Annotated in this window: 22 protein-coding genes; 9 read left to right on the top strand and 13 right to left on the bottom strand. The window is 38.7% G+C overall.

The window, feature by feature from the left end; translation table 11 throughout:
* Positions 1-114: 114 nt before the first annotated feature.
* Complete coding sequence (locus tag FC84_RS07620; RefSeq protein ID WP_057757438.1) at positions 115-330, bottom strand: CsbD family protein; 216 nt, start codon at positions 328-330, stop codon at positions 115-117.
* 232 nt (positions 331-562) lie between these two features.
* On the opposite strand from FC84_RS07620, the gene FC84_RS07625 reads away from it, so the two are divergent.
* The 4 genes from FC84_RS07625 to FC84_RS07640 are packed head-to-tail and all read left to right on the top strand — an operon-like array spanning position 563 to position 3,089.
* Positions 563-877: a rhodanese-like domain-containing protein gene (locus FC84_RS07625; protein ID WP_057757440.1), complete on the top strand. Its 315-nt coding sequence runs from the start codon at positions 563-565 to the stop codon at positions 875-877.
* Position 878: 1 nt separating this feature from the next.
* Positions 879-2,540 (top strand): FAD-dependent oxidoreductase, encoded by a 1,662-nt coding sequence (locus tag FC84_RS07630; RefSeq protein ID WP_057757442.1) that lies wholly within the window; start codon positions 879-881, stop codon positions 2,538-2,540.
* Entirely contained in the window at positions 2,533-2,829 is a 297-nt protein-coding gene (locus tag FC84_RS07635; protein ID WP_057757444.1) for a rhodanese-like domain-containing protein, read from the top strand. Before FC84_RS07630 ends, FC84_RS07635 begins: the two co-directional genes overlap by 8 nt.
* Positions 2,829-3,089: a metal-sensitive transcriptional regulator gene (locus FC84_RS07640; RefSeq protein WP_057757446.1), complete on the top strand. Its 261-nt coding sequence runs from the start codon at positions 2,829-2,831 to the stop codon at positions 3,087-3,089. Before FC84_RS07635 ends, FC84_RS07640 begins: the two co-directional genes overlap by 1 nt.
* A 52-nt stretch (positions 3,090-3,141) precedes the next feature.
* Here the strand turns inward: FC84_RS07640 and FC84_RS07645 are convergent, their stop codons facing one another.
* The gene (locus FC84_RS07645; protein ID WP_057757449.1) at positions 3,142-3,360 is read right to left on the bottom strand and encodes a CsbD family protein; all 219 of its coding nucleotides are present in this window, start codon (positions 3,358-3,360) and stop codon (positions 3,142-3,144) included.
* A gap of 71 nt (positions 3,361-3,431) precedes the next feature.
* A complete protein-coding gene (locus tag FC84_RS07650) occupies positions 3,432-4,616 on the bottom strand; it encodes a hypothetical protein (protein ID WP_057757452.1) in 1,185 nt (394 codons plus the stop codon).
* A 177-nt stretch (positions 4,617-4,793) separates the two neighbouring features.
* On the opposite strand from FC84_RS07650, the gene folE reads away from it, so the two are divergent.
* Together folE and FC84_RS07660 are read left to right on the top strand one after the other, a co-directional pair.
* Positions 4,794-5,450, top strand: coding sequence for a GTP cyclohydrolase I FolE (gene folE, locus FC84_RS07655; RefSeq protein WP_201780887.1), 657 nt, complete (start codon positions 4,794-4,796; stop codon positions 5,448-5,450).
* 8 nt (positions 5,451-5,458) lie between these two features.
* The gene (locus FC84_RS07660; protein ID WP_057757456.1) at positions 5,459-6,220 is read left to right on the top strand and encodes an SDR family oxidoreductase; all 762 of its coding nucleotides are present in this window, start codon (positions 5,459-5,461) and stop codon (positions 6,218-6,220) included.
* Positions 6,221-6,876: 656 nt separating this feature from the next.
* Here the strand turns inward: FC84_RS07660 and FC84_RS07665 are convergent.
* The 5 genes from FC84_RS07665 to FC84_RS07685 all read right to left on the bottom strand — a co-directional run bounded on the left by FC84_RS07665 (position 6,877) and on the right by FC84_RS07685 (position 11,016).
* A complete protein-coding gene (locus tag FC84_RS07665; RefSeq protein WP_057757458.1) occupies positions 6,877-8,067 on the bottom strand; it encodes an MFS transporter in 1,191 nt (396 codons plus the stop codon).
* A gap of 100 nt (positions 8,068-8,167) precedes the next feature.
* Positions 8,168-8,677 (bottom strand): transcription repressor NadR, encoded by a 510-nt coding sequence (locus FC84_RS07670; protein WP_057757460.1) that lies wholly within the window; start codon positions 8,675-8,677, stop codon positions 8,168-8,170.
* Between the two features lie 141 nt (positions 8,678-8,818).
* Entirely contained in the window at positions 8,819-9,190 is a 372-nt protein-coding gene (locus FC84_RS07675; protein WP_057757462.1) for a DUF488 domain-containing protein, read from the bottom strand.
* Positions 9,191-9,222: 32 nt separating this feature from the next.
* Complete coding sequence (locus FC84_RS07680) at positions 9,223-10,434, bottom strand: NAD(P)/FAD-dependent oxidoreductase (RefSeq protein ID WP_057757464.1); 1,212 nt, start codon at positions 10,432-10,434, stop codon at positions 9,223-9,225.
* 255 nt (positions 10,435-10,689) lie between these two features.
* Positions 10,690-11,016, bottom strand: a complete 327-nt coding sequence (locus tag FC84_RS07685) for a hypothetical protein (protein ID WP_225733085.1) — start codon at positions 11,014-11,016, stop codon at positions 10,690-10,692.
* Positions 11,017-11,140: 124 nt separating this feature from the next.
* Here FC84_RS07685 and FC84_RS07690 point away from each other — a divergent pair, with 124 nt between their 5' ends.
* Positions 11,141-12,313 carry a MalY/PatB family protein gene (locus tag FC84_RS07690; protein ID WP_057757467.1) on the top strand — a complete coding sequence of 391 codons (1,173 nt, stop codon included), beginning with the start codon at positions 11,141-11,143 and terminating at the stop codon, positions 12,311-12,313.
* Between the two features lie 64 nt (positions 12,314-12,377).
* On the opposite strand, the gene FC84_RS07695 is transcribed toward FC84_RS07690, so the two are convergent.
* The 4 genes from FC84_RS07695 to FC84_RS07705 form a co-directional block, all read right to left on the bottom strand.
* Positions 12,378-13,850 (bottom strand): MFS transporter, encoded by a 1,473-nt coding sequence (locus tag FC84_RS07695; protein ID WP_057757469.1) that lies wholly within the window; start codon positions 13,848-13,850, stop codon positions 12,378-12,380.
* 325 nt (positions 13,851-14,175) lie between these two features.
* Positions 14,176-14,304, bottom strand: coding sequence for a hypothetical protein (locus FC84_RS09155; protein WP_263970764.1), 129 nt, complete (start codon positions 14,302-14,304; stop codon positions 14,176-14,178).
* A 136-nt stretch (positions 14,305-14,440) separates the two neighbouring features.
* Entirely contained in the window at positions 14,441-14,704 is a 264-nt protein-coding gene (locus FC84_RS07700; RefSeq protein WP_057757471.1) for a hypothetical protein, read from the bottom strand.
* A gap of 128 nt (positions 14,705-14,832) precedes the next feature.
* A complete protein-coding gene (locus FC84_RS07705) occupies positions 14,833-16,017 on the bottom strand; it encodes a hypothetical protein (protein ID WP_057757473.1) in 1,185 nt (394 codons plus the stop codon).
* Positions 16,018-16,334: 317 nt separating this feature from the next.
* Here FC84_RS07705 and FC84_RS07710 point away from each other — a divergent pair, with 317 nt between their 5' ends.
* Together FC84_RS07710 and FC84_RS07715 are read left to right on the top strand one after the other, a co-directional pair.
* Positions 16,335-16,874, top strand: coding sequence for a phenolic acid decarboxylase (locus tag FC84_RS07710; protein ID WP_057757475.1), 540 nt, complete (start codon positions 16,335-16,337; stop codon positions 16,872-16,874).
* A gap of 106 nt (positions 16,875-16,980) precedes the next feature.
* Positions 16,981-17,487: a PadR family transcriptional regulator gene (locus FC84_RS07715; RefSeq protein ID WP_225733090.1), complete on the top strand. Its 507-nt coding sequence runs from the start codon at positions 16,981-16,983 to the stop codon at positions 17,485-17,487.
* A 104-nt stretch (positions 17,488-17,591) separates the two neighbouring features.
* Here the strand turns inward: FC84_RS07715 and FC84_RS07720 are convergent, their stop codons facing one another.
* Positions 17,592-19,004: an NAD-dependent succinate-semialdehyde dehydrogenase gene (locus FC84_RS07720; protein WP_057757479.1), complete on the bottom strand. Its 1,413-nt coding sequence runs from the start codon at positions 19,002-19,004 to the stop codon at positions 17,592-17,594.
* Between the last annotated feature and the right edge of the window lie 191 nt (positions 19,005-19,195).

Consider the following 19,195-nt stretch of genomic DNA (forward strand, 5'->3'; position numbering starts at 1 on the left):
TCCTGTAGACTACAGAAAATCAATTGCCTAATTTATAGAAAGCTGCTTTTATTTATTTGTTTCAAAAAATAGTTGCAGTTCCGTTAATAGCACAGTGGGACTTCTCTTTATTTATTATTTATCATCGTGATCGATTTTTTTCTTAACATCATCAACAGCATCTTCAACTGCGTCTTTAGCATCTGCTATTTTTTCTTTGGCCTTACCAAGTAGTCCTTCTGCTTTACCTTGAGCTTCACGAGCTTTATCACCGGTTACTTTGCCTTCGACTTCTTTAGCCTTGCCGCTAACCTTGTCTTTAGTGCTGTCGATTTTATCATCTAAACTCATCTTGATAGCCTCCCTTATTATGTTACTTCTAGTATGCAAAGAAGCGCCTTCATTTGCAAGTAATCAGTTTGGTAAAAATAATAATACCAGTAAAGGTATCTAAAATACGTTAACTACAAGGAATTAGACCCACTTTCATTAATTGCAATTAAAAACAAAGGTTGACAAAGCAACAACAATCACGTTTAATATACCCTGTTAGGTATCATAAAAATATTGAGGTGATTCAAGTATGTTTGGCCTATTTAATCGCATTCCAAGTATTTCAACGAAAGAATTAAAAAGTAAACTTAATCCCAAAATCGTTTTGTTGGATGTTCGCACGCCGGCAGAATACCGATCGGGGCATATTGCTGAAGCTCGTAATTTACCTTTGAATCGAATTAGTACTTACCATCGGCCAACAACGGAACCAATTTATTTAATATGTCAGTCTGGTGCCCGTAGTAAACAAGCGGCACGCTTATTAACACGACAAGGTTATCAAGTGATTAACGTTCGCGGTGGTATGAACCAATGGTCTGGTCCCGTCAGAGGAGGAAAATAGCATGTCGAAGAAGATTATCATTGTTGGTGGTGTTGCTGGTGGCATGTCCGCAGCAACGCGATTGCGCCGCTTAATGGAAGATGCGCAAATTATTATTTTTGAGAAAGGGCCTTTTGTATCTTTTGCCAATTGTGGCCTGCCCTACTATCTCTCAGGTGAAATTAGCGATCGCCAATCATTACTGGTTCAAACTCCTACCTCTTTACAAGCACGTTTTGGGCTAGATGTTCGGCCATTTCATGAGGTGCTAGCCATTCACCCTGAATCCAAAACTGTCACGGTCAAAAACGACACGCAAACTTTTACAGAAAGTTACGACGCCTTAATTTTATCACCCGGTGCTAAACCAGTGGTGCCACCAATTCCTGGATTAGCTGCAGCTACCAATGTTTATACTTTGCGCAATGTTCCTGATGTTGATCAAATTATGACTGCCTTAGAAACTACTAATCCCCAGCAAGCCACTATTATTGGTGCTGGCTTTATTGGTCTAGAAATGGCCGAGAATCTCCGCAAAAAAGGTCTGGCTGTTACTATTGTCGAACAAGCCCCACAAGTTTTACCGGCACTTGATGAAGAAATGGCCGCCTTTGTAAAACAAGAACTACAAAAAAACGATGTCCAGGTCCTCACTAATAATTCTGTTGTCGGCTTTAAAAACGCTGGCCAAGAAATTGAATTGGCTGATGGCACAATCTTGCAATCAGACCTAACCATTCTAGCTGTTGGTGTGAAACCAGACTCAACGCTAGCCAAAAATGCCGGTCTTGAATTGGGCCGCAAAGGCGGTATTTTAGTTGATCAACATTATCAAACTAGCATTCCTGATATTTACGCCGTTGGCGATGCGATTGTTGTTAAACAACAAATCACCAATACAGATACCTTAATATCACTAGCTTCTCCGGCTAATCGCCAGGGTCGACAAGTCGCCGATGTCATTGCCGGTCTCCCTAGAAAAAATCGCGGTAGTATTGGCACAGCAATTGTGCGCGTCTTCGATACTGTGGCTGCTAGCACTGGACTCAGTGAACGAAGTGCTCAACAAGCTGGTTTAAACGTCCAAGTGGTTCATACCACAGGTAAGAACCACGCTGGTTATTATCCAGGCGCCACCGATTTAACTTTGAAACTCATCTTTGATCCCCAAACCGGTGAAATCTTTGGCGCTCAAGGTGTTGGCGCTGATGGTGTTGACAAACGTATTGACGTTCTAGCAACTGCGATTAAAGGCGGCTTAACAATTTTTGACTTACCTGAGTTAGAATTAACCTATGCGCCACCATTTGGTGTTGCTAAAGATCCCGTTAACATGATCGGCTATGCGGCTATGAACTTAGCGGAAGGTTTAAGTGACAATATTCAATGGTATCAACTTGATGATGCTTTAGAACAAGGTAAAATTTTATTAGACGTCCGTAATCCTAATGAACTAGCTAACAGCGGTCAGATTAAGCAAGCCCATAATATACCATTGGATACTTTGCGTTGTCGCTTACCAGAACTAGATCCTAAGCAAAGTTACATTGTTTCTTGCCATAGTGGCTTAAGAAGTTATATTGCTGAACGAATTTTGAAACAAGCCGGCTTTAAAGTCGAGAATCTCGATGGCGCATTCGTTCTTTATCAAACTATCAAACCGGAGGAAATTGAATATGTTTAAAACCATTACTAGTGCTGAACTTTTAACCCAACTCAAACAAACACCCCAACCTATTATTGACGTTCGTGAAGATTATGAATTCCAAGGTGGCCATATTCCTGGCGCTAAGAATTTACCATTAAGCGAATTATCAACACGTTATCAAGAACTCGATCAAAAAACGCCTTACTATGTTATCTGTCATTCTGGCGCACGTTCTGGTAATGCCTGTGCCTTTCTTAGTCAACAAGGTTACAACGTCACTAACATTATGGGCGGCATGGCCGAATGGCAAGGAGCGGTTGATTAATGGCAACTTGTGACAAAACGATTTTTAATCGGCTAAAAAGAACAGAAGGTCAATTACGCGGCATTCAAAAAATGCTGGAAGAAAATCAAGATTGTGCCGATGTTGTGACGCAATTAAGTGCTGTGCGCTCTAGTGTGGACCATATTATGGGGATCATCGTCGCTGAAAATCTCAAACAGTGTCTTGAAAATCCCGAACCAGATCACACGCAACAACAAGCCAAAATTGAAAAAGCCATCAACCTCATTGTTAAGAAATAATAACTAAAAACACCACTAGCTAATTGGCCAGTGGTGTTTTTTAACGACATGATTATTGTTCCGGGTGGTCGAAGGTTTCAACAATTTTGTCGGCAACTTCTTCAACTGCATCTTCAACATCGGCTAGTTTTTCTTTAGCCTTCCCTTTTAAGATTTTCGCTTTACCTTGTAGTTCCTGAGTTGTGTCACCGTTGGCCTTGCCCTCTGCTTCCTTAACTTGGCCGACAAACTTATCCTCAGTAGCTGCCTTTCTTTTATCAGATGTCATCATCTTTCCCTCCCTAACTAAAATTCCATTTCAAAATGGCTAACTAGCTGGTCAACATTACAATTAACCCTAACTTAGTAGGTATCAAATTGTGCTAACACTTGAGCAGCCAAAGTCTGATCCGCATCGATAAAACAATCTCTAAATTGATCAAGTACCTCGCTAAAAGTCGCTTCAAGTTGTTGCCTTTCAACAAAATCAGCAAGCTCTGTCAGTAAGGTTAGCCCTTGGGTTGCATAAGCGCACTGTTGAGTCGGCGCTTCTAAAGCAACCTGTTCATTCATTTCAGCGGCTACTGCCAATAATTGTTGGATTTGTGAACCAGATAAGTGCGGTTGATAAGCAAAATATAAAGCCAATAATTGAATAAAACGGATCTGTTCTGGCGTGACGGCACTAATTGTTAAAGGATTAAGATCAAACGTCCGTAATTCCAAATGAGTAATGCCGTATTTTAAAATACGATTAGGATCTTTACTATTACCACTCTTTAAACGAACCGATTCATAATATTCCCGCGGCTGTAATAATTCACCGTTAGCCACAGCTTGATCAATGGCCGCAATATAATGACGCACACTGCGATAATCCCCACGGGTCTCATTGGGAAAGCCCAACGAACTACTGCGAATACTTCTAACTGGCCCACATAAATGATGCTGATCAAAATAATCCTGACCCGCAAAAGGTGTCGCACCAAAAAGATACGTTAGGAGCCACCGGTTAATCATAAAGTATTGTGCAATTTGTAAATATAAATCATCGCGCGTTGCAAAATGCAGTTCTCTCATCAGATAAGCTATTGCTTCTTGAGAAAAACTAAAATTAATGTGTGTCCCATTATTCAATAAACGGCGCACATCATGTTTTAAAACACTTTGACGTCGATATTCATTACTTTCTTCTGGAACTTGTGAAATGGGTACCTCTGCCAGTGGACAAGGTATTTGCGGCGGACAGCTATAATGCCAAATTTGTTCTTCCGGCGCTAATTGTTGTGCGGTACCTTTAATAACAGCACCAATCAACTTCACATTTAATTCAGGATCCGTGGAATGCGGCAGTGCAAATTCCAATTGCGAGGTACAAAACTCGCGTTTAACATAGGGCCTTAGCTCCGCACTTAAATTTTCTGGAAATGGTCTGAGACTGAGCGTTTGATCTGGACTGATTCGGTGCTTCTCCACTTCAACACCGATTGCAATATGACGATTGATAATTTCATTTAATGTTGTCTGATAATTTAGTTGTAACACCATTAATCTCATCTCACTTTACTACATATTGAATATTCTAATGTCAGTATATTCAATAACATTTAAGTGATTCAAACAATAAGTCTTGAAATTGTTTAAAATAACACAAACGTAATCATTTTGTTATTTATCTTATTTGTAATACACTTAATCTATTGTTATTAGAGGAGGCGTTTGACATTGTCATTTGAAAAAAACGCAACGGAACATTATGATCTCGATCATTTACTGACCACTTATTTCCCTGAATTAATTAACCAGCCAACCGAATTAGCCACCAAAAAGACTACCGTTAACGAAATCGAACTCGCACTCCAAAAGTTAATCGCACTTTGTGGTGAAGATCCTCAACAAGCTGATTTAGCGGAAACGCCTTTCCGCGTTATCAAAGCATTTTTAGAATATACGGCAGGTTACCGCGAAGATCCTACTGCCCATCTAGAAAAAGTCTTTGATATTCAACAAAATGATCCTATTATTGTAAAAGATATCGAATTTTATTCGATGTGCGAACATCATTTTGCACCCTTCTTTGGCGTAGCTCACGTTGCATATCTTCCTGATCAAAAAGTCACCGGGCTTTCCAAAATTGCACGGGTCGTTGAAGGTTACGCGCGGCGTTTCCAAGTTCAAGAGCGCTTAACGAATCAAATTGCCGATGCAATTGATACCGTCTTGCAGCCTAAAGGGGTTATGGTAGCTATTGAAGCGAAGCATTTATGCGTTTCAAGTCGCGGCGCTAAAAAAGAACAAGCGCAAACTTTCACGCTGGCTAGTCGTGGTGCTTACATTAAAGATAGCCAATTGCGGTCAGAATTTATGGCTGCTATTAAGTGAGGTCACTAATGAGTAAAAGAGTCGCTTTTATTACAGGGAGTGCTACGGGACTGGGCGTGCAAATGGCCCATAAACTTACTCAAGCAGGCTATCAATTAGCCTTAAATTACCGACACAGTCAAACAGCTGCGTTACAATTACAACAAGATTTGGCACAACGCTATCAAGTCAATGCTCGCCTTTACCAAGGCGATGTAAGCCAACAAGCTGACGTGGTACGAATGATTGAACAAATTAAACTTGATTTTGGTCACTTAGATATTTTAATTCTTAACGCTGGTCCCTTTATTCACGATAAATTAAAACTCGTCGACCATACCCCAACCCAGTGGCATGACATGATGAGTGCTAACCTTGATAGTTTTTTCTATTTAGTTAAGGCAACGGTACCTATGATGGAAAAACAAAATTGGGGCCGCATTATTGCGCTAGGCTTTGACCAAATTGACCAAGTCTCGGGTTGGCAATATCGTGGTGCTTATGCCGCCGCTAAAACTGGTGTGGCCGCGGCGATTAGAACTTTAGCGCTTGAAGAAAAAGACTATCAAATTACTGCAAATATGGTCTGCCCCGGTGATATTAAAGCTGATCTTAAAGAAGCTGACATTGAACAAGCCCGGAAACTTGCACCTAATCAGACTAAACGAAAAGCTGCTGGTGAAGATGTTGCTCGCGTTATTGCCTTTTTATGTGCAGAAGATTCAGACTATTTAACCGGCAACATCATTAACTTAGCTGGCGGCGAAAATATTATTCATCGTCATGACTAAAATTTAAACTACTAGTAACAACTAAATATGGTATAAAATTAGCCTTCCGAAAATCACTCAATATTTTCGGAAGGCTATTTCTATTCTTGATAAATTTTAAATAGCCACACTTTGACCGACGCCGCCAGCAAATATAACCAGTTGTTGAACACCATGGTGTCTTAACATGTCTTTCAGTTCCGGGAAGCCCAATTCGAAATGCGCCACTTCATGTGCATCAGAACCTAAAGTGAATTTAGTGCCACCAAGTGACTGTCATAACTCAATCGCATATTCATATAGCGCTAAATTATGACGCAAAATAATACTTTTAGCATTCACTTCCAGTGCCAAATCATGTGCAATCGCATTGCGAAACACTTGCACCAGCATTGGTTCTGCTAACCGTTGATATTCGGCAACTGAAATATCTCAGATTCGAAAACCATATTCAAAATGTGCTAAAACATTGGCCTGTGGGACCGATATAATGGCTTCATTCATCAGACCGTAATATTCTTGCACAAGTTCCGGCAATGTTAGTTCATGAGCCTGCTCCTTAAGTAGTCATGATCTTTATTAATCATATTATTTTAACTATAATATTTAATCAGCTTACCCACCGATTAAAAAACACCAAGATCTAATCATTAAAAGATCTTGGTGTCCTAAAAAAACTAGTTAACCTCTTTAGTTTCCACACCAAACCAATAAACTGCACCAGCAGCAATAATAATAGCCACGAAAAAAATCATAAAAATAAGCGTAATCGGTACTTTAACTTGCAACAAATAACCTACTAAAATTGGTCCTAAAATACCACCAATTCGGCCAATGCCAGAAGCCATTCCAGTTCCTGTACCTCGAACCAAAGCCGGATATTGTTCAGGAGAGTAAGCATAAAGCGCGCCCCAAGCACCAAGATTAAAGAAAGATAAAGCAATCCCAGATCCTAGTAAAATGACTAACGAGTTCGCCCAGCCAAACGCAATTGCAGCAACAGCCGTCCCTAATAAAAACAACACTAAGGTCGATTTACGGCCCCATTTTTCAATCAACCAAGCTGCTACGAAATAACCTGGCAATTGCGCCAATGTCATTAATAGAACATAACCGAAACTTTGGACAATGGTATAACCGCGTAAGACTAAAACACTTGGCAACCATAAAAACATACCATAATACGAAAAGACCACCATAAACCAGACTACCCACAACATCAAAGTTGCCTGACGATGTTCGTTGTTGAACAGTAAGCTTAAACGTTCAGCAAAAGATAGATGCTTAGCCACAGCTTTAGGCGAGTGTGGTGCGTGTCTTTTTAAAGATGAACGTAAAAACAACGCATAAAGAGCTGTAAATGATGTCAAAATTAATGCCACGCGCCAGCCGTATTTCGGAATTAATAAATATGAAATGAGCGCAGCAATCAACCAACCACCAGCCCAAAAGCTCTCTAAAAGGACAACGGTGCGGCCGCGAACTGCTTTCGGTGCGTTCTCGGAAACAAGCGTTGAAGCCACTGGTAACTCTCCACCTAAACCGCAACCGATTAAGAATCTTAAAACTAAAAATGCCAAATAACTAGAAACAAAAGCTGAAATCCCATTAAAAATTGAAAACATCAGCAAACTTAAAATTAAAATACTTTGACGACTATAACGATCGGCCAACGATCCCAATAAAATCGCTCCAACAGCCATCCCTAGCGAACTAATACTGCCAATTAATCCCGCTTGCGAACTACTTAACTGCCACTCTTTAGTAACAGCTGTAATGACAAACGATAGCATACCCACATCCATTGCATCAAATAGCCAGGCAAAGCCAGCTGACGCTAATAATTTACGATAACTTGCTTGTTGCAAAACTACACCCCATTTATATGTGTCAAGACACTTAATGGTGTTATTATAGACAACCGCCATCATTAAATCAAGGGTGTATTTTAATATGTCAAGACATTATCTATTGATAAAGATAACCACCAGCAGCTAGGTCTTGACGAATTTTAGTCATCTGTTCTTGATTAGTTGTCATGACTGTATGCGTATGGATACCATTTGTTAGCTCCGACAATAAATGACTATCATCTTGCTTCATTTTTTTGACAAAAGAACGAATATCACTTGCCGTACTAATATTAAGTTCGCCGCGAATAATGCCGTATAAGGGATGTTCAACTTCAACGTCTTTAACAATCCCCCCGTTATTGACAATTCGCATCATTTCATCAGCAGCTTGATCAGGGAAATGACGGCAGACTAACTTTATTACCTGCTGACCATCTTGGAAATATTTATAACCCCGTGGTGACGGCACAATTGCTTCACCAGCGGCCCGTAACAAGGCAATATCACCTACAATAGTCTGACGACTTACTTTAAATTTTTGGGCCAAAGCTGAAGCTGTTACCGGTGTTTGTGCTGTTAACAAGATATTTTGAATTTCAAGCCGCCGTTTATTATTATCTGGCATCGTTGGTTGCTCTCCTACTTTATGATTTTTTGACGCTGATTAATGACTTTACTTATATTTTATGCTCTTAACTAAACAAGTCAATTAATGCTAAATAAAAAAGCCTGAATCAAGTGATTCAGGCTTTTTATCAGGTATAACTTATTCCAATTTTTGTTCCAACCATGCTTTTAAAACCACAGCTTGATTGTGTTGCTCGTTTTTGGCACCATAAATTAAAATTACATCTTCACTTTGTAAACAGAGACTAATAAAATCAAGCACCGCTGCACTTAATGGATTGGCGGCAATTTCAGCAAGATAGCGTTGCTTGAATTCAGGATAGCGCTCGTCTTGATGATTAAACCATTTCCTTAACTCAGAACTTGGCGCTAACTCTTTGAGCCACCATTGATAAGGTAAATCAGCTTTAGCGAGCCCCCGAGGCCACAAGCGATCCACTAAAATTTTATAACCAGATGCCCGTTTAACTGCTGCTTGATCATAAGCGCGAATTAATTTAATTTGTGGCATAACAACTTGAACTTCCTTTTAAAAATCACATTTTATAACGTGGATAATGGCTGATTAGTATCGGCAAACCGCTCTGGATCTAATGGCTGACGACGTGACATCAGTTCAGTGACATCATCACGCTGTTCGTGGCCATTAGCAAATAAAATTGCCAACGGTACTTGATTTTCATCAACATAAGCAATTGTAAACTTACCAGAATCAAGATCACCGCGGATAAAGGTTTGATCCCACTTAGTCGTATGACCTAAATATTCAAAGGTTTGATCATACTGATCTGTCCAAAAATATGGTAAGACATCATAAGGCTGACTTTGTGGCTGGATCAGATTAGCGGCAACATTTTTACCGTGACTTTGCGCATGTTCCCAATGTTCCACATGAATTTCTTCACCCTGGAACGGCCAAATAGTAGCATCACCAACAGCGTAAACATCTTTCAGTGCTGTTTCGCCATATTCATTAACGACAATATTCTGCCCTAATTCCAAATGATCTGCTTTAATTGAAGTATTAGGAACTGCACCAACACCAACAACAACCATTTGTGCAGGAATTGTTGCACCCGTATCAGTTACCACCCCAGTGACTTGATGCTGTTGGTCATGCGTAAACGATTCAACACCACTACCTAAAACAAATTTGACGCCCTGTTCTTGATGCATCTTAACGAAATATTCTGAAGCCTGTGGACCAACTACGCGTCCCAATGGATGTTGACCATGTTCAACAACTGTGACATTAAGGCCTAACTTTCTAAAGGAGCTAGCCAATTCTAAACCAATAAAACCAGCGCCAATTAAGACCACATCTTTAACTTGCTCGCTCCACTGCTTAATCTTGATAGCATCGTGATAACTTCTTAAGTAAAAAATTCCTTCAGCGTCATCATTAGGCAAGTGCAAATGACGTGACTCTGCACCCATAGCTAGAACAAGTTGACCATAAGTAATGGTTTGTTGATCGGCTGTGATGACCTGTTTGGCATCCTCGTCAACTGCAACAACTTCTGTATTTAACAGTAGTTTAATGTCATTTTCGTCAAAGAAAGATTCCGGTTTAAAGATTGGTGCGTCCAACGTCTTACCAGTGAGCCAAGTTTTAGATAACTTGTAACGATTATAAGGCAGTGTATCTTCACGATCAATGAGACCAATACTACCAGTATAGCCCTTAGCACGTAATGTCTTCACCAAATAAAATCCTGCCGTCGAGCCACCAACAACTACAATATCAAACTTCATAGGTATCCTCCTAAACTGAATTCGCATTATAACTTAATTCTAATGCAAAAAGAAAAACCAAGCAAAATATTGGCTTGTTAGCTAATTCGATTGGTTAAATAAAAAACACCATCCAAAAAGGACAATGTTGATTAGTGAGAGCGAACAAGCTATTCCTAAAGATTTACGGAATGCCAAAAAACAACTCGAAACGTTGCATCATTTTAATCAATAAGAATTATCAATAACAAAGGCTGGTTTTGTTGAATGACTGATTTAATTAAATTGATCGAGGGCAAAGAAAACCAATCCGCCACAGACAACTGCGATAATGACAATCACGCCTAATAAAAAATGAAAAGCTAAGCCTAAGCCGCCACCTATCAAGAATAACAGTGATATAAATGGATGACGCAAACAAAACTTGAGAAAACCAACCAGTAGTTTAAAAAACAAAACAATAAAAATAACTAAACCAATGCCAAGCGCGAGTTTAATATTTGTACTCGAACTAGCTGCAAGAATTATAGGTATCATCATCAGGATCCTTTCTTGATTTTTTATTATACGCTGAACTGAATGATACTCACTTTTTAACGTCATTGCTTACAAAATTTTAATGATTATGGTCAGTTGCATTACTATTAAACAAAATTTCTTTAGTGTTAAACTTATTATTAATGAGATGAGTTAATTCTTAAATTCATAAATAAAATGAGGTAAGCTTATGACCTACGATTTCAAAAGTATCACAAACCGCCGCCAAACCAATTCAATCAAGTGGCAGATTGGTGAATCAGAATTACCAATGTGGATTGCCGATATGGACTTTAAAACAGCACCAGAAATTATTGAAGCGCTCCACCAAAAAATCGAGCTTGGTATTTTTGGCTATGAAGCCCCAAATTCCGAATACTTCGAGGCAGTTAGTCATTGGTATCAAAGTGAACATCACACCACTTCAAAAACAGACTGGTTATTATTTACCACAGGTGTTATTCCAGCGCTATCTGCCATTATTCGCCAAGTTTCTCACGTTGGTGATAACATTGTCGTTCAAACACCTGTTTATAATATGTTCTTTAATTCGATTGAGAATAATGGCCGTCATGTTGTAACCAATGAATTAATTTATCAGCCAGAGACAGGTAACTACAAGCTGGACTTTACCGACTTAGAAAGTAAATTAGCCGATCCCCTAACCACGATGATGATTCTTTGCAATCCTCATAATCCAATCGGTAAAGTCTGGACGAAAGACGACCTCCGACAAATTGCTACATTATGTCAAGAACATCATGTTATTTTAGTCAGTGATGAAATTCATGGCGATTTAGTCCTGAACGGTCCGGATTACACGCCCCTCTTTGCTCTAGCTGCTGATTTTTCTAATACCATTACTTTAGTTTCACCAAGTAAAACTTTTAATATTGCCGCAATTCATGCTGCAACGGTGATCGTTCCAGATCAAATTTTACGTCAACAAGTGGCACGCGGACTAAATATTACTGGTTTAGCAAAACCGAATTTGCTAGCTATTCCGGGAACCATCGCCGCTTATACTCAAGGTCACGAATGGTTAAAGGAACTAAAACAACAGCTTCGTAAAAATCAAAATACCGTTCAAGAATTTATCACACAAAACCTTCCGCAAATTACGATTACTCCGACTAAAGCGACTTATCTTTTGTGGTTAGACTGCCGTCAAATTACTAATAATTCACAACAATTAGCCGAATTTATTCGTCAGGAAACTGGTTTAATTCTTAACGCTGGTGATATTTACCGAGGCAACGGTCATGACTTCTTACGAATGAACATTGCTTGCCCACCGAGCCTATTGCAAGATGGTCTCAAACGATTCCGCCAAGGTATTCAAGATTTCCAAAATCAAGCATAGCACGATAATCAACAAAGCGGTCCAGAACAAATAATTGTTCTGGACCGCTTTTATTAATTTAGCATTATTTAACCGATAAATTTCTAGTCTGATGACGATCCCAGACCAGTAAAATAGCAGCAACGATCAAAATCAAAAGTGATACTAACATCGTATTATGCAAACCCTGATGTAAAATAACCCGCATCTGTGGAATTAAGTGAGTAGGTAACAAGTGAACACTAGCAGCATCACTTAATTTATTCATCATTTTTAACGTGATCTGACCATGTGATTGACGAACCCCTTTAAATAAAGCCTGATTCAAAATAATACCCAAAATTGACGCCATAAACGTTTGGCTAAGCATTCTAACTAAGAAACTAAACGATGTTGCAATTGGCACATCTTGCAAATCAGCATCTTGTTGAACTTTAATTTGCAACACGTTAAAACACAACCCTGTTCCAAAGCCTTCAAAAGCACCCGCAACTAACAACAACCAATAAGGTGCCTTAACACCAGCCATCGTCATCAGAATAAATGCCATAATTAACGTCAGAATACCAATAGCAACAACCGTCTGTGCTTTAAATCGTAGACGTAGCGAGGCCACTGATTCAGAACCAGCAAAGTTAGTTAATGAACCAGGAATTTGTGTTGCTCCACCAATAATTGCAGTAGTTCCAAGTAGTCCTTGTGCCCACATCGGAATATAGATATTAAAACCAACAAAAGCACCCCAGATTAAGGCGAAGAGAAGAAAATCAATGACTAAAGCATGATTTTTAAACAAACGACTGGGAATAATTGGATCAACAGCATGCTTTTCAACAATAAGCATTGCTGTTAAAAATCCGAAAGCAACCAGTAATAAAAGCATCACAAACCAGATTGAGATGGTCCCAATCATTTCGATGGCAACTAGTAAACTAACTAATCCCAATGCCATTAATAATGCGCCTAAATAATCAACCCGCTGATGTTTTTGATTTACTTTAGGACTCTTAAAGAATAATTGAATCACAATAATAGATAATAACCCAATTGGCACATTGATATAAAAGACCCAATGCCAACTCAAGGTATCAACAATCCAGCCCCCAACTAACGGGCCAATGATTGTTGCAGTACTAAAACTAGCTGTTACTAATCCTAAAACTTGCGTACGTTTGTGTGCATCTTGATATAAACTCGCATAAATAATATAAGGAATTGATATCATGCCCCCATTACCAATCCCCATGATTGTCCGCGCTACAATCAAGAAATAAATATTAGGTGACATACCTTCCAGAAATGCACCAATCACAAATAAACTAGTTGCTATTTGATAAGCACTCTTATTACCAATATATTCCCCCAGTTTACTCCATAATGGCGTGGTTACAGCCGTTCCTAATAAAAACACGGCGACAATCCAACCCATTAATTGAATCCCATGTAAATCACTGATAATTGCTGGCAAGGCGGTATTAATAATTGTACTGTCTAAACCACCCATGGCATTCGACAATAATAACGCACAAGTCACAATTAAAACACGACGTTTTGACACAGTTTTCCCTCTTTCTCCAAAATAGACTAACTTTTATGTTACTCTTTTTCAGAAAAAGTACCAAAATTATTTCAGACTGTTTTCATTTACAATAACAATCAACATAAAAGAGTGTATGAACAATCCGTTCGTGTTCATACACCCTTTTGCATACTCTTAATTACTTATAGGATGATGCCAGGAAGTAAATCCTACAATAAATATTGCCACAAAAATTGCGCAAACCATTGCTGGTGGATACACCGTTAATGCCAGTAACAATCCAATCCCCTTAACTGTAAGATCAACTAAGACTACCCAATTAGTCAAATTATAAAGCCAGCCATTAAGCTTTTTGAATTGATTCTAAAATTGCGTGACAAAAGCTGCCATTATAAGGATGATAATAAACAACAACTAATTGTGCACTATATTTTTTAAACCAAGTGGCATTAGCCGTTATTGTATTAGTCATCTTAATCCTCACCTAAAATTTATATCCTTTCAATAATTCAATCATAGCAGCTAATTATTCGTTAAGCTTAATTAACCAAAATCTAATCAACTGCACTAAAAAAGACAACCTGCTTAAACCGGCTGTCTTTTTTCATTTACTGATTAAATTGATCCAAGGCAAAGAAGACTAAGCCCCCACCTAAGATCGCCAGTACCACAATTCCAGCAAGTAAAAAATGAAACGCGAAACCTAATCCGCCACACAATAATAAGATTATAAACAAAATCGGGTGACGCAAACAAAACTTCAAAAAGCCAACTAACAATTTGAAAAATAAGATAATAAATAATACGGCGCCAACACCAATGGCAATTTTACCATCGGTACTTAAACTAGCAGCGAACAATAATGGTGTCATGAAAAGATCCTTTCTTAAAACACCCTTATTATGCGCTGAACCAGTACTAACCTTCTAACAGAAGTCACTTACTTAAATTAAGTTTAATCTCTGCTTTTAGTTTTCAAAAATTCCCAACTTATCAAAATCTAGTAAGCTGCAAAGTTCTCATAAACACGATAAGCTAAAGAAGTCGTTGGCTTTTTAAAACATTCGCTAAACTTATTGATTACCTCGACATAAACTTTACCCAATTGATGTTCATTAATAAAGCTCAAAATATCTGTCAGTAGTGCTAATCCCCTAGTGGTATAAGAACACTGTTGATCCAATGTTTCCAAGGCAACTTGTTCGTTCATTTTAGTTGCTGCTGCCAGATTTTTCATAACTTCAGTACCAGACCATCGCGGCTGATAGACAAAATACAAAGTCATAATTTGAATCAAGCGGAGTTGATCCTCTGTAACTGCAGAGATTATTAAAGGATTAAGATCAAAGGTGCGTAATTCAAGATGCGTAATTCCATGTTCCAAAATTCGGTGCGGATCTTTACTATTACCACTTTTTAATCGGACAGATTCATAATATTCCCGCGGCTGTAACAACTCACCATGTTCTACCGCCCGATCGATGGCGCCAATGTAATGCTGAACACTACGATAATCGCCGCGCACATCATTGGCAAAGCCTAACGAACTACTACGAATACTTCGAACTGGTCGATCTAAAGGATTGTTATCAAAATAATCTCGGCCGGCAAACGGTGTCGCCCCAAATAAATACGTTAATAACCACCGGTTATACATGAAATGCTGGGCAATTTGTAAATACAACTCATCTGTGTCTTTAAAGTTAAGCTGTTTGATCAAATAAGTCATTGCTTCTTTTGAAAAACTTAGATTAATGTGAACACCATTATTCAATAAACGGCGAACATCATATCTTTGACAACTTTGCCGGCGATATTCGGTGCTTTCTTTGGGATATTGCGAAATGGGAACTTCGTCAGGTTGACACGACAATTTAGGAGGACAACTATATGGCCACAAATGTTCCTCTGGATTCAATTGTTGATCCGCTCGTCGGATAATCGTTCTAATTAAATCAACATTTTGATCAGAATCAGCACAATAAGGCATCGTAAACTCTAACTGTGCCGTACAAAATTCTCGTTTTACATAAGGACTCAAACTTGCGCTAAGATCTTCTGGAAATGGTTTTAAACTGAGACTTTGCTTTTGATTGACCCGGTGCTTCTCAACTTCAATACCGATTTCAATATGTTTATTAATAATCTCATTTAATATTGTGCGATAATTCACCTTTAATACCATCAATTTCATCTCACTTTAACTAATTTATCGTTCAAGACTAGTATATTTTATACGATTTACTTTATACAAATGATAAGATTAAAATGAATTCATATTGGCCAATCGCACCGCTAACCTTGTCATTTAGAGTAGAAACATCATCTGATCGCGAATTTTCAAATAAGTCATCCTAATTAAACCTATACCTTCACTGGCACGTAATGATAACTATGATTTAAATAGATCTGTCGCGAAGTAAGTTTTAATCCTTGACTATTATGTTGATAACGACATATAATGATTTTATGTTGATAACAACATAAAAAGGAGACTAAAAAATGAGCACAAAACAATTTAAAACTTTAGATGATTTCTTAGGCACCCATTTTATTTACACTTATGATAACGGTTGGGAATATGAATGGTACGCTAAAAACAACCACACTGTTGATTATCGCATCCATGGTGGTATGGTTGCTGGCCGTTGGGTAACAGACCAAGAAGCTAACATTGTCATGTTAACGGAAGGTATTTATAAGATTGACTGGACTGAACCAACTGGTACCGACGTTGCCTTGGTCTTCGTTCCTAACGAAAACAAATTACACGGTACGATCTTCTTCCCTAAGTGGGTTGAAGAACATCCTGAAATTACCGTTACTTATCAAAATGAACATATTGATTTAATGGAAGAATCTCGTGAAAAATATGAAACTTACCCTAAATTAGTTGTTCCTGAATTTGCTAAAATCACGTATGTTGGTGAGGCCGGTCAAGATAATGAAGATGTTATTTCTGAAGCACCTTATCCAGAAATGCCGGACGATATTCGCAATGGCCGTTACTTCGATGAGCATTACCACCGTCGTAATAAATAAACAATAGTCAGACAAGTTTGCATTCAGACTGCTAACGCCATAAAATAAGATTAAATAATCTTTTAGGAGGCTGACTAACATTCCTAAAAAAAGAGTCCTGCCCTATATTGTCCTCGGCTTACTCAAAACTAAAGGAAAAATGACTGGTTCCGAAATCGATACCGAATTTCAAAACGATATCGGTGAATTTTGGCAAACCACGCATAGTCAAATTTATCCTGAGTTAAAACGCATGGTCGCTGATGATTGGATCAGCTTTGAAACGACTGAACAAGATAAAAAGAAAAAATGGTATTACTTACAACCACTTGGTGAAAGTGAGCTACAACAATGGCTTAAAACCCCATTAACTGCCAATACCGATGAGGAATTTCCTTTAAAACTTTTCTTCATTCAGTATCGCGATGATGCACTACTAACAAACTTACTGCAGCAAGAATTAGCCTTGCATCAAGAAAAGTTGATTCATTTAAAGCAACGACTAACAACCGTTTTTGCCGACGAAGCAACCAAGGACAATAATTATGGCCACCATTTAATCTTAAAAAGAGCCATCGAACGAGAAACCAACAATCTCAGCTGGTTAACTAAGACGTTGGCACGCCTAAACTAAAAAAGAGACGACTTCATGATGAAGTCGTCTCTTTTTCTTTGACATTTATTAAGCTACTGCTGTTAATTATGGATCAGTTCCGCAAACTCAGATAGTCAAATTGGCTAACTAATAACTAAGCCACCTGCAAGATTATCTAAATCAGGATGATCAGCGGTTACCACTAGCTTCTCGTTGACAAATGCTAATAACCCAAGTTCACTTAATTCACGGCCATAACCTGAGTTTTTAACACCGCCGAATGGTAATTCAGGTAATGAAGCCATGAAATTATTAACAAAAACCATACCGGTTTCTATCTGAGTAGCAACTGCTTCACCATGGACTGGATCGCCACTAAAGATAATGCCACCTAAACCATACTGAGAATCATTGGCTAACTCAATCGCTTCTTGTTCAGAATGTACCCGATAAACTTGAGCAACCGGACCAAACATTTCTGTATGACGAGCCGGATTATCTGCTGAAATATCAGTCAAAATTGTTGGCATAAAGAATTGTCCAGGCATATCAATTGCTTCATTACCATAAGCAACTGTTGCACCAGCTGCGATTGCTTCGTCAACCTGCTTTTGTAATTTCTCCTTAGCCTTCTTGGTATTCATTGGTGCAAGTGTTGTCGCTTGATCCATTGGATCACCTGGTTTTACTGCGGCAAAATTCTCAATTAAATTCTGTAAAAATTCATCGTAAACACTATCCATGACAATGAATCGCTTCGAAGATGTACAAACTTGACCCGCATTGTATAAACGTGCCCGCCAAGCAATTTGATTAACATCATTCATATTCGCATCAGCTAAGACAATAAAGACATCTTGGCCACCAAGTTCCATCGTACTCTTCTTTAGATTTTGACCAGCTTCTTTAGCCACAGCAGAGCCACCACGCTCGGAGCCAGTTAAGGCGACTCCTTGAATCCGCGGATCCGCAATCATCTCACCGACTTGATCATAACTCATGAAAAGATTAGTGATTGATCCTTCAGGTGCACCAGCTTCAATGACCATATCAGCAAAAGTCTGTGCTGACCAAGGAATATTGGCTGCATCACGTAGAATCATCGGATTGCCAACAATAAAATTAGGCGCAAAGACCCGCATGATTTGATAATAAGGGAAATTCCATGGCTCCACTGCTAAAATTACTCCCGTAGCCTGCTTATAAACTTTGGCCTCACCATTAGCACGTGTATCCAGTAAAGTTGGCTTCATCATTTCGGCACCATGATCAGCAAAATAATCCGCGATCATTGCACAAAGTTCAACCTCGCCTTCCGCTTCAGCAATAAGTTTTCCCATTTCTAAGATCATAATCTTTGCTAAATCATGACGGTGATCACGCATATAAGTGGCTACCTTATGCAAAGCCTCAGCACGTTGTTCAACCGGTTGGTGCTTCATGGTATGGTACAAATCATCAGCAACTTGTAGTTTTATTTGAATCTCCTCATCGGTTGCATCAGAAAAAGTCTTCAATACTTCGTTAGTATACGGATTAACAGTTTGTCTAGGCATTATTTACTCCTCTTTTTCTATTAATATTTTGATAGTTAAAGCCGAGATAGCGCTTTATTAGATACACTACCAGTTTATTCCCTCAAGCCCACTTCAGGTCAAGCAAAGAGACTTAGAATGACTTAAAAAAGACCTTATTTGGAACTGAAGTTATAATTTGATACAGATATATAAAAGCACTTTCGAAAAAA

This window comes from Lapidilactobacillus dextrinicus DSM 20335, from assembly GCF_001436095.1.
Classification (GTDB): Bacteria; Bacillota; Bacilli; order Lactobacillales; family Lactobacillaceae; genus Lapidilactobacillus; species Lapidilactobacillus dextrinicus.